Annotated in this window: 10 protein-coding genes and 1 pseudogene; 10 read left to right on the forward strand and 1 reads right to left on the reverse strand. The window is 65.6% G+C overall.

What is annotated here, in order from left to right; translation table 11 throughout:
* From E0504_RS49630 to E0504_RS49650, 5 genes are all read left to right on the forward strand, one after another.
* Window positions 1–7,082, forward strand: a 7,082-nt coding sequence (locus E0504_RS49630; protein WP_131628099.1) for a non-ribosomal peptide synthetase, incomplete at its 5' end; no start/stop codon positions are given.
* On the forward strand, window positions 7,066–7,320 hold the full coding sequence (locus E0504_RS49635) for a phosphopantetheine-binding protein (protein ID WP_112106269.1): 255 nt from the start codon (window positions 7,066–7,068) through the stop codon (window positions 7,318–7,320). The genes E0504_RS49630 and E0504_RS49635, both read left to right, overlap by 17 nt.
* A 72-nt stretch (window positions 7,321–7,392) precedes the next feature.
* Window positions 7,393–8,235, forward strand: a complete 843-nt coding sequence (locus E0504_RS49640) for an alpha/beta fold hydrolase (protein WP_112106268.1) — start codon at window positions 7,393–7,395, stop codon at window positions 8,233–8,235.
* 5 nt (window positions 8,236–8,240) lie between these two features.
* On the forward strand, window positions 8,241–9,560 hold the full coding sequence (locus E0504_RS49645) for a lysine N(6)-hydroxylase/L-ornithine N(5)-oxygenase family protein (RefSeq protein ID WP_131628101.1): 1,320 nt from the start codon (window positions 8,241–8,243) through the stop codon (window positions 9,558–9,560).
* Window positions 9,561–9,593: 33 nt separating this feature from the next.
* Window positions 9,594–9,845: an MbtH family protein gene (locus E0504_RS49650; RefSeq protein WP_020460620.1), complete on the forward strand. Its 252-nt coding sequence runs from the start codon at window positions 9,594–9,596 to the stop codon at window positions 9,843–9,845.
* Between the two features lie 93 nt (window positions 9,846–9,938).
* Here E0504_RS49650 and E0504_RS51830 read toward each other — a convergent pair whose 3' ends face one another.
* Complete coding sequence (locus E0504_RS51830) at window positions 9,939–10,085, reverse strand: hypothetical protein (RefSeq protein ID WP_207974749.1); 147 nt, start codon at window positions 10,083–10,085, stop codon at window positions 9,939–9,941.
* A gap of 359 nt (window positions 10,086–10,444) precedes the next feature.
* On the opposite strand from E0504_RS51830, the gene dapB reads away from it, so the two are divergent.
* The 5 genes and pseudogenes from dapB to E0504_RS49675 all read left to right on the forward strand — a co-directional run.
* Window positions 10,445–11,191, forward strand: coding sequence for a 4-hydroxy-tetrahydrodipicolinate reductase (dapB, locus tag E0504_RS49655; protein WP_112106267.1), 747 nt, complete (start codon window positions 10,445–10,447; stop codon window positions 11,189–11,191).
* 132 nt (window positions 11,192–11,323) lie between these two features.
* The gene (locus E0504_RS49660; RefSeq protein ID WP_112106266.1) at window positions 11,324–12,949 is read left to right on the forward strand and encodes a (2,3-dihydroxybenzoyl)adenylate synthase; all 1,626 of its coding nucleotides are present in this window, start codon (window positions 11,324–11,326) and stop codon (window positions 12,947–12,949) included.
* Between the two features lie 65 nt (window positions 12,950–13,014).
* Window positions 13,015–14,463, forward strand: a complete 1,449-nt coding sequence (gene tcuA / locus E0504_RS49665; RefSeq protein ID WP_112106265.1) for an FAD-dependent tricarballylate dehydrogenase TcuA — start codon at window positions 13,015–13,017, stop codon at window positions 14,461–14,463.
* Window positions 14,464–14,466: 3 nt separating this feature from the next.
* Window positions 14,467–15,693, forward strand: a complete 1,227-nt coding sequence (locus tag E0504_RS49670; protein WP_112106264.1) for an NAD(P)/FAD-dependent oxidoreductase — start codon at window positions 14,467–14,469, stop codon at window positions 15,691–15,693.
* A 152-nt stretch (window positions 15,694–15,845) separates the two neighbouring features.
* Window positions 15,846–16,100: pseudogene (locus E0504_RS49675) on the forward strand (IS701 family transposase); the annotation flags it as partial.
* Window positions 16,101–16,236: the final 136 nt, after the last annotated feature.

The following is a 16,236-nucleotide window of genomic DNA, read 5'->3' on the forward strand; positions in this document are numbered from 1 at the left end:
TCGGACAGCAAGCCCTCTGGGTAACCGACCAGATTGCTGGCAAGACGATCTACCGCATGGTTATGGCCCTCCAATCACGCGAACCGGTCGACGTCAGTGCCCTACAAGCGGCCGTTCGTCGTCTCGTCGCCCGGCACGAGATCCTGCGCACAACCTTCGTGCTCGACGAAGACGCCGCCGAACTGCGCCAGAGGATCCACCCGGCCACAGAACCGAGCGTGGCGCTCGTCACGGTTGAGCAGATCCCCTCGTCAGCGGCGGATGAGAGGATCGCCGAACTCGTCGCCGCCCCAATGGACCTCGCGTCCGACTGCGGCCTCCGATTCAGTCTCCTCCGCGGGGAGGAGGACGATCTGCTCGTTGCTGCCGGGCACCACATCGTCTCCGACGAGCAATCATTCACCCCCTTCCTCCGCGATCTGAACGCTCTTTATCACGAAGAGACGTCTGGCACGTCGTCCGAGCTCGTTGCGCTTCCCGTGCAGTTCGCGGACTTCGCGCTCTGGCACCGGGCAGTGCTCGGTGACTCCCGAGATGCGGACTCGCGCTATCGGCGTGACCTTGAGTACTGGCGCGGTACGCTCGAAGATCTCCCTACGGAAACTCCGCTGCCGATCGATTACCCGCGCACCGACACCGGCTCGCGCACGGTCCGACCGGCGACCGCTGTGCTGTCTGACGATGAAGTCGGCGCCGTGGATGCCCTGCTCATCGAGCGCAGGGCGACACCGCTGCAGGGGTTGATGACCGCGCTCACCCTCGCGCTCTGGAGCGAGGGGACCGGCACCACGGTGCCGATCGGTATACCTGCCAGCCTGCGCGATCTACCGGAGCTAAGCGACCTGATCGGCTACTTCGTGAACACTGTCGTCGTCCGCTCCGACATCGACGAGATGGACGGGTTCGGACAAGCGCTCACCAACATGCGGGAGCGCATGCTTGAGGCGAACGAGCGCAAGCTCGTGCCTTTCGACGCCGTCGTCGAGGCGATCCAGCCGATACGTGCTCCCGGGATCAGCCCTCTCTTCCAGGTGATGGCCGCCTATCTCGACCAGGGTGATCCAGAGCCGGGCCCAGCCACGACCTTCGTCCCCTACGTCCCGGTCGCGACCGGAGGACCGGGTCCGGCCCGGCCCGCCCTTTTCGACCTCGTCTACTCCATCACGAGGCGTAGCGACGGCGCTCTGGCTCTGCACCTGAACGCGGCCAGGGAACTGTTCTCCGAAGACACTTCGTCACGGCTGCTACAGAAGACGCGGCTGTTTCTGACCCTCGGCGCGCGGCATCCAGAGCTTGCGTCCGTCCATCTCGCGCAAATGGTTCAGGCTGCTCTCAATTCCGGGCTTCACGGGGCGGCCTCCGATCAGGAACGACCAGTCTTCCGCCTTGCGCTTCCCGCATTCGACATCCAGGATGCCGTGCTGTGGCGTGCTGCCGTTGATCACGTCGCTCTCGCACTGGGCGACGGCGGGATGCAGCTGCGGGTGCTCGACGACGGAAGCGGCGAACTGGTCGCCGCACACGACAACGTCGAGGCCCTCGACGCGGTCGGAGCGCTGCTCGCCGAGCTTGTCGCTGGCTACGACTCACAGAGCCGGCTGGTGATCGAGACACCGCGAGCTGGCGGCGATCAACGGACAGACGCCGAGCTCAGCACGGTTCTCGAGGATCCCTTCTGGGACGATTGGATCGACCAGCTCGCCGCGGTGCGAGATGTCAGCCTGCCGTCGAATGCTGGCGAAGCACCGGCCTTCGCGACACATAGTGTCGGGATCTCCGGACAGCGTGAGATGAGCGGCACAACGCAACTCGAAGCGTGGGATGCGATCGCCCGGACGCTCAACCGAACGCTCGGCGAAAGCCAGCTGATCGTCGAACGGCGCGAGCCCGCGGACGCATTCACAGTCTGGAGCTACCCAGTACTTCTCGGCGAACCGGCGACCACCCCGAACGGAGGCGGCACCCACTCGCCACTTACACTGAGCCCCGAGCGTGCGGCTGACTACGCGTCCCTGCGCGCTCGCCCGCAGCTCGGCCGATTCTTCGACGATCTGCCTCTCCCGCACATCCGGATCAGTGTGTTCCGTAGCGCGGCGGAGCGCATCGCAACGGTTCCCGCGATCCCCGCAGACAATCCGATCCAGCTCGACATCCGCATCCTGATCGGCCCGGGCCTGGCATCTGAGCCGCAAACGGTCCGGGTGGAGGTCGAGACAGCCCCTGGTGTCGACCTGGATGTGCGCGCGCTGGCGGAGGAGATCGCCACCGTGACCGCCCAGATCGACTTCGCGCTCACGCTGTCGAGGCAGTCGCCAAGCGGGCTGCGTCTTCGTCGAGCCGACCGTCTCACGATCTCGTGGGAGGAAGAAGAGCGCATCCGTGCCCTCTACGGCAAAGCCGCCGAGATCCTCCCGTTGTCCACGTTGCAACGCGGCATCTTTTACCACATGGTGCGCGCGCAGGAGTCGGACGATCACAACGCCTATGTATCGCAGGCCACGAGAGAGTTGTCAGGCGCGGTCGACCCTGACCGTCTAGAGGGTGCGGTGAGGGTCGCGCTCGACCGGTACCCGAACCTTCGTGCCGCCTTCGTGCCCTCGGGTGAGGCGCAGGTGATCCCCGCTGTCGCAGATGCACCGTTCCGAATCATCTCGCTCACCGAGTGGTCCGAACTCCGTGTGGACATCGGTGATTTCCTGGCAGCCGAGCGACGTGAGCCCTTCGACTTCCAGACTCCACCGCTGATCCGGTTCACCCTCATCGAGCGGTCGACCGATGCCTGGATTCTGGCGATGAGCTTTGAGCACATTCTGCTGGACGGCTGGTCGTTGAAGGCCCTGTTGGAGGAGATCCTCACGATCTACGCGGATCCCGGGTACGCGGATCGCGTCGAACCGGCGTCATTCCGTTCGTATCTTGAGTGGCTCGACGGTCGGGATCCGGAGACCGCCGTCCGCGCCTGGAGCGACTATCTCGCCGAGCTGTCTGGCCCGACGATGCTCTGGCCAGAGGGCGGCGATCTCGGTGCGGGGCAGATCGACACGGGCGATCTGCATTACGATCTTGATCCATCGGCCGCTGCTGCGGTGTTCGGCGCCGCGCGGACTGCGCAAGTGACGGTGGGTACAGTCCTGCAGGTTTCCTGGGCTGTCACCCTCAGCCGCCTGACTGGCAGCGATGACGTGGTGTTCGGCAACACGGTGTCCGGCCGCCCTCCCGAGCTTCCCGACGCGGACCGGACCATCGGGGTGCTCTTCAACACGGTACCGATGCGCGTGCGTCTTAGCCCGTTCGAGACAGCTCAGGAGATGCTCGCGCGAGTGCAGTCCGAGCAGCTGCGCGTCATCGACCATCCCGACACCGCACTGACGAGCATTCAGGCGTCTGCTGGTATGGCAACGCTCTTCGACACGTTGTTCGTGGTGCAGAACCTGCCCTTCCAGGTGCGCGACGAACGTGACTGGGCTGGCGTCCGAGTGGTCGGCTCCGCCGTGGATGACGCCACGCACTATCCGGTGACGTTCGCAGTGAATGTATGGGAGCGTGCAGGATCCGCGTCCGTGCATGTGCGGCTCTCCTACCGCCGCGACGCGTACGAAACGGCCAGCGCCGAAAAGATGCTGGAGCGCTACGTTGCGACGCTGAACGCGATCGCGAGCCGTTTGCGCGCGCCCGTCGGCGGGCTGACGGTGCTGCTGCCCGACGAGGTCGAGCCTCACACCGGCACCGCCGCCGATCTGCACCGAGACGTAGAGCCTGTTACTGTTGCGGGTCTTCTTGATGATCAGGTGGCGCGGTCGCCGGGGGAGATCGCGCTGGTTGCGGGTGCGCGGAGTTTCACGTTTGCGGGGTTGTCCGCGGAGGTGAACCGGTATGCGCGGCTGCTGCTGGAGCGGGGCGTGCGCCAGGAACACAGGGTTGCGCTGCTGCTGCCGCGTGATGAGCGGATGGTCATCGCGATGTTCGCGGTGTTCGCGGTGGGTGCGGCGTATGTGCCGATCGATGCGGAGCTGCCCGATGACCGGATCGGTTACATGCTCGATGTGGCGGGTCCGACGGTCACGCTCGTCACCGATCGTGACGTGGCACGGCTCGGGCCCGCGGCGGGGCGGGTGGTGAATCTCGACGATGCGGTGGTGCGCACGCGCGTCGCGGAACTGGCGGATGGGCCGGTCACCGTGGCCGAGCGCGGCGGGGAGGTGTCGCTGGATCATCTGGCGTACATCATCTTCACGTCCGGCTCGACGGGCCGACCGAAGGGTGTCGCGGTCGGTTACCGGGGCTTGACGAACATGTATGCCAACCATGTGGAGAAGATCTTCGACCGCGTGGTGGCCCATCAGGGCGGGCGGCGGATGCGGATCGCGCATACGACGTCGTTCTCGTTCGATGCGTCGTGGGAGCAGCTGTTCTGGCTGCTCAACGGCCACTCGGTGTATGTGATCAACGAGGAGATGCGCCGGGATCCGCAGCAGCTACTCGCGTACTACGACGATCAGCGCATCGATGGCTTCGACGTGACTCCCTCGTACGGGCAGGTGCTCGTTGACGAGGGTTTGCTGGAGCGTGACCGGCCGGCGGGTCGATCGGTGTCGGCAGACGCGACGGGCGTGGTGTTCGTGTCGCTCGGCGGCGAGGCGGTGCCCGAGCGGCTGTGGCAGCAGCTGCGAGATGCCCCGGGCGTGGAGTCGTACAACCTGTACGGGCCGACCGAGTACACGATCAATGCGCTCGGCGCGGATCTCGCCGACAGCCCGAACCCGAGCGTGGGCACGCCGATCTTCAACACCCGGGCGTACATCCTGGATCAGAACCTGCAGTTTGCCCTGCCCGGTGTTCCAGGTGAGCTGTATCTCGCGGGCGCGGGCAATGCGCGCGGCTACTGGGAGCAGCCCGCCCTCACCGCCGAGCGGTTCGTGGCGTGCCCGTGGGAGCCGGGGGCGCGGATGTATCGCACGGGCGACCTGGCCCGGTGGAACGACGAGGGGCGCATCGATTACCTCGGTCGTGCCGACGAGCAGACCAAGATCCGCGGGTACCGGATCGAGCCAGGGGAGATCCGTGACGTGCTGGAGGCGCACCCGGAGGTCGTGCGTGCTGAGGTCATCGCGGCCGACCATCCCTCCGGAGGGAAGTTTCTCGCTGCCTACGTCACCACCGCCCGCATCGATACCAGCGACGACGCACTCCGCCGGTCACTCCGCGAGCACGCCGCACAGCACCTCCCCGACTACATGATCCCCGCATCCTACAATCGGCTTGAGACGTTCCCGCTGACCACAACTGGCAAGCTCGACCGGAAGGCATTGCCCGTCCCCGATCTCGGGCAATCGACCGCCCACGGGCGTGCACCCGCGACCGACACGGAGCGAGATCTCCTCGCCGTCGTCCGTGACCTGCTGGGTTTGAGTGACGAAGCGCGGTTGTCGGTTGAGGACGACTTCTTCCAGCTGGGCGGGGACAGCATTCTGTCGATCCAGTTGGTATCCCGAATGCGGCGCATCGGTGTCGTCATCTCGGCCGCGGACGTCTTCTCGACGCGGACGGCGGCCGGGCTGGCTCGTCTTTCTGATGCGCGCCAGTCGGAGTCGGCAACGGAGCACACCGCCCCCCTGAAGGATCTGCGATCCTCCAGGTTGTGGCCGATCGCCAACAAGGAAGTGGATTTGCCCGGCTTTTCGACGTTGGTGCAGGCGGTGACTTTCGTGGTGCCAGCCGGAATGACGCACGACACATTGTTGCGCGTGCTGAACCGGGTCGTCGCGCATCATGCGGCTCTGGGCGGTCGCCTCGTGGCAGATGTCGACGGATCCTTCCGGTTCGAGGTTCCTGCCCGCTCTCCTGAAGTCGCGAAAGATCGGATGGTGATCGAAGCGCTGGGGCCCGCGTGGCCGGATCCGACGTGGCGCAGCGGCAATCGTGCACGTGTGGAGGAACTAGCGCGTTCTCTGCACCTCGATGCCGGCATCTTGTGGCGGGCAGTCTGGTACACGGGTTCTGCCGATGCGACAAGCCGTCTACTGCTGGTAATGCATCACCTGGTCGTCGATGGGGTGTCATGGCGAGTTCTTGGGGATGATCTTCGGCAGGCGTGGGAGTTGGAGACCGGCCGCACTGCTGAGCCACTGCTGCCGGTAGGCACGAGCTTGCTGAACTGGGCTGAGATGCTCGCGGGCCGCGCCGCTGAGCAGGATGTGAGGGCGCAGACAGAGTACTGGGCCGAGGCTGTCACGGCGGATGATCCGTTGCTGGGTTCCCGTGCGCTGGACGCGGCGCTCGACACGCGCGCCACAGCGGAGGTGCTCACGATCCAAGTGCCCGCGAGAGTCGCCGGCCCGGTGCTGAAGGAGGTGCCTGGTGCACTGGCGGCCGAGATCAACGATGTGCTGCTCGGCTCGTTGACGATCGCTGTCGGGGCATGGCGGGCGAGGCGAGGGGTCGGTCATCGGCGTGCGCTGATCGGACTTGAGGGTCACGGGCGCGAAGAGACGTTCGTGCCCGGCAGTGATCTTTCCCGCACTGTGGGGTGGTTCACGACGTGGTTCCCAGTCGGACTGGACACCGTCGACATCGATCCCGTCACGGCCTTGACGGATCCGGGAGCTTCCGCAGATGTGGTGAGGCACGTGAATGAGCAACTGCGGGCGGTACCCGATCGCGGCATCGGCTACGGGGTGCTTCGAGAGCTCGCTCCTGACGGCGCGGGCCGTTTGGTCGACGGCGTGGTGCCACAGATCGGATTCAACTACCTCGGCCAGTTCGGCCCCGGCAGCGCCGTGAGGGACAGCGCATGGGAGATGGCCCCCGAGGCTCCTGGGATCGTCGGTTCCGCGGACAGGACGATGCCTCTGATCGCCGTGTTGGACATTTCTTTGGTGGCGGTACAGAGCGCTGAGAACAACGAGTGGACGTTGAGGGGCAACATCGTTTATGCGGCGGGGATCCTCAGCGAGGCGGAAGTGAGCGAACTGCAAGAGCTGTGGGTGCAGTCGCTCGAGACGTTGGCGTCCTACACGACAGAGACGGGCGTCTGGAACAGCGGTTTCGGTAACCCAGAGGAGGATCATGAAGATCAGCGATAACCGAGTGCTAGCCGACGTCGCCGATGTCCTGTACATCGAGGCGAACGACGTGGATCAGAACGCCGACCTGCGCGTACAGGGCATGGACTCCGTCCGGCTCATGGAACTGGTCGAGCGGTGGCGCAGCGCCGGCGCGGAGGGCATCGACTTCATTACGCTCGCTGAAGACCAACGGGTGTCACGTTGGCTTGAGGTGTTGGCGGCGTCGACGAACGATGACGCCGAGTCGTCTGAGTGAGTCTCGTCTACCAGGGGCGGGTATGACGACCGGCTGCGCGATCTTCCCGCCCCTCCCCGACAAGGAGACGCAATGCCCACGATGCTCGTGAACGGAATCGCCCTGCACTACGACGAGTATGGCGATGGTGCCGACCCTCTCGTCGTGTTGGTGATGGGAACGGGAGCGAAGGGGCAGGTGTGGACGCCGCACCAGGTGCCCGCCCTCGTCGAGGCGGGGTACCGGGTCGTCACCTACGACAACCGGGGCATCAGCCCGGTGCCCGGACAGACTGCCACGTCGTGCCCCGACATCGTCGTCCCAGAGCTCGTTGACGATCTCGCCGCGCTCATCGAGCGCTTCGGCGCCCCGGCGCACGTGATCGGAACCTCGCTCGGAGCGCGGGTCGTGCAGGAGTTGGTCCTCGAGCGCCCCGACCTTGTGTGCCGGGCGGTCGCGATGGGTGGTCACGCACGCATCGACGACGTCGGACAGATGCTCACCCGGGGCGAGCAGGAGTTGTTCGACCAAAAGATCGTGCTGCCGAAAGCGTATAAGGCAGCGGTCGATGCTCTGCTGAACTTATCGCCCGCGACATTGCGAGATGAGACGAAATCCAACGACTGGCTTGCGCTTCTGGAGTACTCCGCGGTTCCGGCGTCGTCGGGTGAGCGTGGCCAACTCGGCGCTTCCGAACGACTCGGAGATCGCGGCGACGCGTACAGGGCGATCACCCGGCCGTTGCTGGTGATCGGTTTCGCCGACGACTTGATGATCCCGGCACACCTCGGACGCGAGCTTGCCGATATCGTCCCGACTGCCCGGTATGTCGAGGTGCCCGACACGGGACACTACGGCTATCTCGAGCAGCCCGAAGCGGTGAACCGGCTCATCCTCGACTTTCTCGCCGAGCCCGAGGGGTCGGCCGTCGGGTGACGGCGATGAATGAAGTGAACACTCGGTCGGATGCGGTGGGCATGCTACCCGATGTGGTCGACATCATCGGTATCGGCTTCGGACCGGCCAACCTGAGCCTGGCAATCGCCATTGAAGAGCGCAACGGCGCCCGGCCTGCCGCCGACCGTGTGACCGCCCGCTTCGTAGAGGCCCAGCCGAGGTTCGGATGGCACGACGGCATGCTGCTGCCGGGCACGACCATGCAGATCAGTTTCCTCAAGGACCTCGCGACCATGCGCTCGCCCACCAGCTCGTATAGCTTTCTGAACTACCTGCACGAGCGCGGGCGCCTGAGCGACTTCATCAACCTGAAGAGCTTCTTCCCCACCCGGCTCGAGTTCCGCGACTATCTGGCGTGGGCGGCCGCGCGTGTGAACGTGCCAGTCTCCTACGGGGCGAGGGCCACCCGCGTCGACCACGACGGTGCGGCCTTCACCGTCATGGTGTCGGGCGGCGGCGGCGGACGCGAGGCGGTCCGGGCGCGGTCGGTAGTTGTCGCGACCGGGCTGCGCCCCGTGCTCCCGGACGGGATCGAGGCCGGCCCTCGGGTGTTCCACAACCACGGTCTGCTCAGCAGCCTCGACCGGCTCCCCTCCACGCCGCACGGCCGGTTCCTCGTCGTGGGCGCTGGGCAGAGCGCCGCAGAGGTTGCCGCCTACCTGCATGACACCTACCCGGCGGCGGAGGTACACGCCTCCATCCGCAGCTTCGGCTATGTGCCCTCCGACAACACCCCGTATGCGAACCGCATCTTCGACCCCGCCTCCGTCGGGGAGTACTACACCGCTCCGCCCGACGTCAAACAGCAGCTGCTGCGGCGGCACTGGTCGACGAACTACGCCGCTGTCGACGCCGAGCTCATCGACGACCTCTACCGACGGGAGTACGACGAGAAGCTGCGCGGCGTGCGGCGCCTGTTCGTGCACCGCGTCACCGAGGTCGAAAGCCTGCGCGAGGGCCCGGGGGGTGTCGTCGTCGCGCTGCGCGACCTCGGGGCCCGTGCGCGCACGCCGCTCGAGGTCGACGCGGTGGTCTTCGCCACCGGCTTCCGCCCGTCAGACCCGCGCGGCCTGCTCGGCGACGGCATCGACCTCGAGGCCGCGCTCGACGGGGACGAGTCGCTCGTGGCGCGCGACTACAGCCTGCGCGTGCCGGGGCTGGAGGGCCGCATCTTCCTCAGCGGGGGTGTCCAGCACAGCCACGGCCTCAGCTCGTCGCTGCTGTCGACCCTGGCCGTGCGCGCCGGCGAGATTCTCGAGGCCGCGGTCCCCACGCACAGATCCCACATGGCGACGGGCAGCTGACGGCCCGTCCCACCGGCAGAAGGAGAACACGCGATGGCGAAGAACCCGTTCGACGACGAGGATGGCACGTTCTACGCGCTCATCAACCATGAGGAGCAGTACTCGCTCTGGCCCACGTTCAAGCCGGTGCCCGGCGGCTGGACCATCGTCTACGGCGAGCCGGACGGCAGACCCAGGCAGGAGGTGCTCGACTGGATCGACCAGACTTGGACCGACCTGCGGCCCAAGTCGCTGCGCGACTTCATTGCCAGCCACGAAGTCGCGAGAGCTGCCACAGGCGAGTAACGCACGGCGGTGTGCGGCAGTCGGCTGGGAAGGAACGAACCTGATGCTACGCACCGTACTCGGCAGCAAGGTCCAAGCCGATCTGCAGGTGCATCACGAGGCGGCAGCCCTGGACGGGGCGGGCTGAGCGGAGGTCTGGGTGATGGTGCGCAGCAGCGTCGCCATGTCGGCCTTGCCCATCGCGGCGGCGATGGCAGAGGCAGAGAGATGTTGGGTGCGCTCACGGCAGACTCGAGCCACACGGCGTCCGCGGCTCACAAAGCTCGGCGATGATCTGTGCTGCCTCATTGGAGCTTGTCGACGTTGGCGGCGCCCAGGGGGCTGCTGGCGATGAACGCGTGGTTGCCACCCCGCCAGTGGCCATTCCAGCCTGCGCAAATTCAGGGACCGAGCCTCTCACCCGAGCTGAACAGCTCCGCCACCAGCGCAAACGCCGCCAATCAAACCCGACGGCCGAAGCGTCCCCGACGACCGACCGCCAGCCGCCACACAGCGATTCAACCAAGACGGACCACCTCTGCCCGGCGACCGCTCCGCTCCCTGACAGCTCACCGCAGATAGCCTTGTGTCGGTCGAATGACTTAGGTTAACCTTCCCTCATGACTCAAGTTGCTGTGCTGGGAGCACGCGGGCGCATGGGTGAGGCATCGGTTCGTGCAATCGAGGCCACTTCCGACATGAGCGTGGTCGCCGAGATCGATGTCGATGATAACCTGCGAGAGATCGTCGAAAAGAAGGCCGATGTCGTGCTCGTGTTCTCCCCGCCGGGCGTGGCACACGAGCAGGTCCAATGGTGCATCGAGCAGGGGATTCACGTCGTGGTGGGAACATCCGGCTTCGATGAAGACGCTGTCCAGCAAATTCGCGCCGCACTCATCGAACGTGATGAAGTCAACGTTTTCGTCGTCCCGAACTTCTCGGTGGGCGCGGTGCTCTTGACGCAGTTCGCGGCGAAGGCTGCCCCGCTCTTCGAGTCTGTCGAGATCATCGAGATGCACCATCCCGATAAGGTGGACGCGCCATCGGGTACGGCACAGCACACGGCCGAACTGATCGCTCGCGCTCGCGCGAAAGCAGGTTCCGCTCCCTCGCCCGATGCCACCTCTCGCGACCCGCATGGAACGCGCGGCGGGCGGATCGAGGAAGTCAACGTCCACGCGGTGCGTGTACGCGGTTTCATGTCTTCACAAGAGGTGCTGTTCGGATCCGAGGGCGAGATCCTGAGGCTGCGTTACGACTCCGTCACACGCGAGTCCCTCATGCCCGGAGTGCTCGCCGCGCTCCGCGCCGTCCCAGGTCTCCCCGGGGTGACGATCGGCCTCGAAACCGTGCTGAGCCTGGGCTGAACACGATTCGACAACGGATGACAGCCTGAACCTCTTGCGTGAACTCGCTCTTCGACGACCGGATCGGCATCGGCAGCTTCACGCGGCGCCGATGCCGCCAGGACACGAGACGCCGACACCCGAGGAAGACCGATGAGCATCCAACCGCTGACCCTTGACGGCGTCGTACCCTATCCGCCAAAGTCCGTGGCCCAGTACCTCACAAAGGGATACTGGCACGATCAGACGCTTCCGGAGTTGCTTTTTGCCGCGGCGGAACGCTATCCCGACAAGCTCGCGGTCATCGACCGCGACACCCGGCTGAGCTATAGGCAACTCACGGATGAAGTCCTGCGTCTCGCGGCCGGTCTGCAGGATCTGGGGCTGGGCCGTGGCGACCGAGTGGTCGTGCATCTGCCCAATACCTACGAGTACATCGCGTTCGTCTTCGCCCTGTGGGAGCTCGGCGTGATTCCCGTGGTCGCGCCCATCGCGCACCGTCGCGCGGAGATCGAACACTTCATCGAGATTGCCGAGGCGCGTACCTACATCACCGTCGCATCGGACAGCGGCACCGATCTCGCTGCGTTGGCTGCCGACCTGAAGGGCCGTTGGGCCCATCTGGAGCACACAGTGATCCTCGATCGCGGCGGCGGCGGCGCCGAGTACGACGCGCTGCTTTCGAAAGGATCGCTCGAGCACGTGCGGCGATGCAGCCCGCAGGACGTCGCGCTGCTGCAGATGTCGGGCGGCACGACGGGCGTTCCGAAGCTGATGCCGCATACTCATCACACGTACGGCTATGCGTTGCGCAGAAGCGTCGGGGAACGGGGCATCACCGAGCGGACGGTGCATCTGCTGGTCATGCCGATCTGTCACAGTATGTCGACGCGTTCGCCCGGCTTCCTCGGCGCGTTCAGCGTGGGCGCAACGATCGTGATCGCGCCGAACGGCAGCCCCGATGCGGCGTTCCCGCTGATCGAGAAGCACCGCGCGAACCGCGTGACGTTGGTGCCCCCGATCCTGCTGGCCTGGCTGAACTCCTCGCTGCGCGACGCCTACGATCTCTCCAGCATGCAGGTGATCATGTGCGGGGGTGCGAAGCTGAGCGAGGAGGTGGCGCGGCGGGTCGAGCCGGAGCTCGGCATGGAGCTGTCTCAGAGCTTCGGGATGGGCGAAGGCCTGGTCGTCAGCAACCCTCCGGACGTCGATCGGGAGACCAGCGTGCGATACCAGGGCCGGCCGGCCTCGGAGGCCGACGAGATCCGGGTCATAGACGACGAGGGAAACGACGTGCCGCCCGGGGCGCCCGGTCACCTGCTGACGCGGGGGCCGTCGGTAATCCGCGGCTACTATCGCAACCCCGAGCAGAATGCCCTGGCGTTCACCAGCGATGGCTTCTACCGCACCGGTGACATAGTCGAGCGGGACGAGCGTGGGTTCATGAGGGTCGTGGGCCGGTCGAAGGACCAGATCAACCGTGGCGGCGAGAAGATCGCGCCCGAGGAGCTGGAGAACGCGTTCCTCGCCCACGGCGGCGTGCACAACGCCTCCGTGATCGGCATCGATGACGAGGTGCTCGGCGAGCGCATCAAGGCGTACCTGATCCCCCGGTCGCCGGAGGACGTGGCCGATCTCACCTTGAGCAAGCTGCGTCGGTTCCTGCAGGAGTGGGGCCTCGCGACATTCAAGCTTCCCGATTTCGTGGAGGTGGTCGACGAGTTCCCGTACACCGCGGTCGGCAAGGTCAGCAAGCGACTGCAGCGCGAGCAGAACTAGGAACGCGTCGAGCGGCATCGCTCAACGTGAGTTGTTCTCGGGTCGGATACGGCAACGAGGTGGTTATGCACAACGCGGATGTTGTTGTGGTCGGCGGGGGTAACGCCGGGTACTGCACGGCTCACGCGGCGGCCGAGCGCGGGCGACGCGTGCTGCTGTTGGAGAAGGCGCCGCGGGCGCTGGCCGGGGGGAACAGCTACTACACGCTCGGTGCGACCCGGATGGTGCACGCCGGGCTCGGCGATCTGCTCGAGGTCCTTGAGCCCGATGAGCGTCACGTGCGTACCGAAGTTCCGCCGTACTCGGCGGCAGAGTTCCTGGCCGACCTGGACCGGATCACCGAGGGACGTGACGATAAGGAACTTGCCGCGGCTGTCGTCGAAGGCTCGCGCGACGCGGTCCGCTGGCTGCACGAACTGGGGTTGCGATTCCGGCTGATGTACGAGCGGCAGGCTCACGAGAACGCCGATGGAACCTTCGTGTTCTGGGGTGGAACGCACGTGTGCAACGTCGACGCGGGCCCTGGGCTGATATCAGACCATGAACGCGTCGCCTCGCGGCTCGGGGTCGAGATGCGCTACGGTTGCCCGGTCACGGGGCTGATGACCAACGGCGGCTCGGTCGTCGGTGTTCGCGCGGGCGATCAGGAGTTTCCGGCGGAGTCGGTGGTGATCGCCAGCGGCGGTTTCGAGGCGAACGCGCAATGGCGGCAACGCTACCTGGGAGACGGGTGGCAGCACGCGAAGGTGCGTGGCACGCCGTACAACACCGGTGACCTGATCGGCGCGGCCTTGGAGATTGGTGCAGATCGTGGAGGCGACTGGTCAACGTGTCATAGCGTGCCGTGGGACGCGTCATATCCCGAGAACGAGAGCAACCGTATGTTGACGAACCGACTCAGCCGGTACGGCTATCCGCTTGGCATCATTGTCAACGCCTGGGGTCGACGATTCCTCGACGAGGGTGCAGACTTTCGCAACTATACGTACGCGAAGTACGGCAAGGTGATCCTCGAACAGCCGGGTTCGGTGGCGTTTCAGATCTTCGACGCGAACTCGCGATCGATGCTCAACGTGTACGAGTATGAAATGCCCGGGATCATCCCGGTCGTCGCCAACAGCGTCGAAGAGCTCGCCGCAGCCATAGACGTCGACGTCGACGCGTTCGCGCGGACGGTCCGCGATTTCAACTCATCGATCGACACCAGCCGTCCGCTCGATCCAACGATCAAGGACGGCCGCAGCGCGACGGTGGAACCGATCAAGAGTAATTGGGCATCGGCGATAGAGACGCCGCCCTATTATGCATATCCGGTGACGTGTGGAATCAGTTTCACCTTTGGAGGGCTTCGCGGCGACATCAACGGCCGGGTGCTCGATCCGTCAGGTGCGCCCATCCCCGGGCTCTTCGCGTGCGGTGAAGCGCTCGGGGGCCTCTTCAGCGGGAACTACCCGACGGGCGCCGGCCTGACTGCGGGAATGGTGGTCGGGCGACGCACAGGATCGCTCGCCTGAGCCATGATTTCGTCGCAGAGCAGCACCCGGGTCGTCATCGTCGGCGCCGGCCCGGTCGGAATGGTGTGCGCACTGGCGCTGAACCGGCAGGGCATCCCGGTCACCGTGCTCGAGTCGGAGCCCGTACCGGTGAAGGATCAGCGCGCCGCGACCATTCATCCGAGCACTCTGGAGATGCTTGACGAATTGGGCATCACCGAGAAGATCACGCCGCACGGCCTGGTTTCGAGCACCTATCGCTTCCATGACCGGCCGACCGGCGAGTTGGTGGCGGAGTTCGATCTCGCCCGGCTCAAAGACGAGATCCGGTTTCCCTATGTGCTGCAGTACGAGCAATACAAACTGACCGCTTCCATCGCCGAGGAATACGCCAACGGATCCGACTTCGACATGCGGTTCTCCCACGCCCTCACCGGCCTCACCGTGGCCGCGAACGGCATCGAGGTGGAGTACGCCTCCCCCGCGGGCACGGGGCGCATGACGGCGGCCTATGTCATCGGCTGCGACGGCGGCCGGTCAACAGTGCGCAAGCTCGCCGGCATCGAGTTCGAAGGGTTCACGTATCCGGAGCGGTTCATCAAGATCGCGACCAGATTCGACTTCAAGACCGTGAAGTCGAATCTGTCACTGCGCAACTACTTCTCCGACCCCTACGAGTGGGCCAACCTGTTCAAGGTGCGCGGGGAGACGCCCGAAGGACTCTGGCGGCTGATCCTGCCGATCGGCCAGGACGAGGACGACACCACCGCACTGTCGGCAGCGCGTGTCGAGCGGCGGCTGCAGAAGTTCTTCCCCAAGGCGGACCCCTACCACGTCGAGTACGCCAGGGTCTACAGGGTCAATCAGCGCGTGGCCGGGACCTTCCATAAAGGCCGCATCTTGTTGGCCGGAGACAGCGCGCACGTCAACAACCCGATCGGCGGCATGGGCATGAACGGCGGCATCCATGATGCCATCAACCTTGCGGAGAAGCTCCCCCAGGTGATCCACGGTCGGGACGGTGACGATCTGCTCGATCTCTACAGCCGCCAGCGCCGTCACGCCGCGCTGAACTACGTACAAGCCCAGACAATCGCCAACAAGCGAATGCTGGAGGAACGCGACCCCGCCGTGCGGCGACAGAACCTCGATCAGTTGCGCTGCACGGCCGAGAACCTCGATAGCGCGCGCGCCTATATGCGCCGCGCGGCCCTGTTCGACAGCCTGCACGACGCCGCCTCCATCACCTAATACTCCAGTGACAGTGGCCGGCATGTGGTCTCTCTGCATGGAGTGGCGGCGTGGCGTCCGAACGGGTGCGGCTACCGTGTGATTCTCCGTAGTTTGTGAGAATAGACGATGAATCCGCGGTGGCCGCGGAGCGGAGTGTATCCGGTTTGGACGTGGCGGTATGGGAGGCTGGTTTGGAGGAGTTGCTGGTGCGAGTCGATCCGTGTTTCGTGTCGGAGCAGCCGCGGGTGCAGGCGCGGGCGTATGTGGCCGGGTTGTTGTCCCGCGCGGAGCGGAAGAACGGGTGGACCCTCGCGGAGTTCACCGGTCAGGCGGGTCCGCAGAAGATGCAGCGGCTACTGAACGGGTATGTGTGGAACGCTGATCGGGTGCGTGACGTGGTCGCGTCGTATGTGATCGAGAACCTGGCCGGGGAGCGGCGACTGCCCGGCACAGGGCGAGCGCGTCCTGCCCGAACACCGCGGCAAGACGGTCCCGGGCCGTCGTCGATGACGGCATCGTCCACCCGTTGACCCGCTCGCCCTAGAGGGTGTCTGAAAAGGG

It is taken from the genome of Parafrankia sp. BMG5.11, assembly GCF_004337455.1.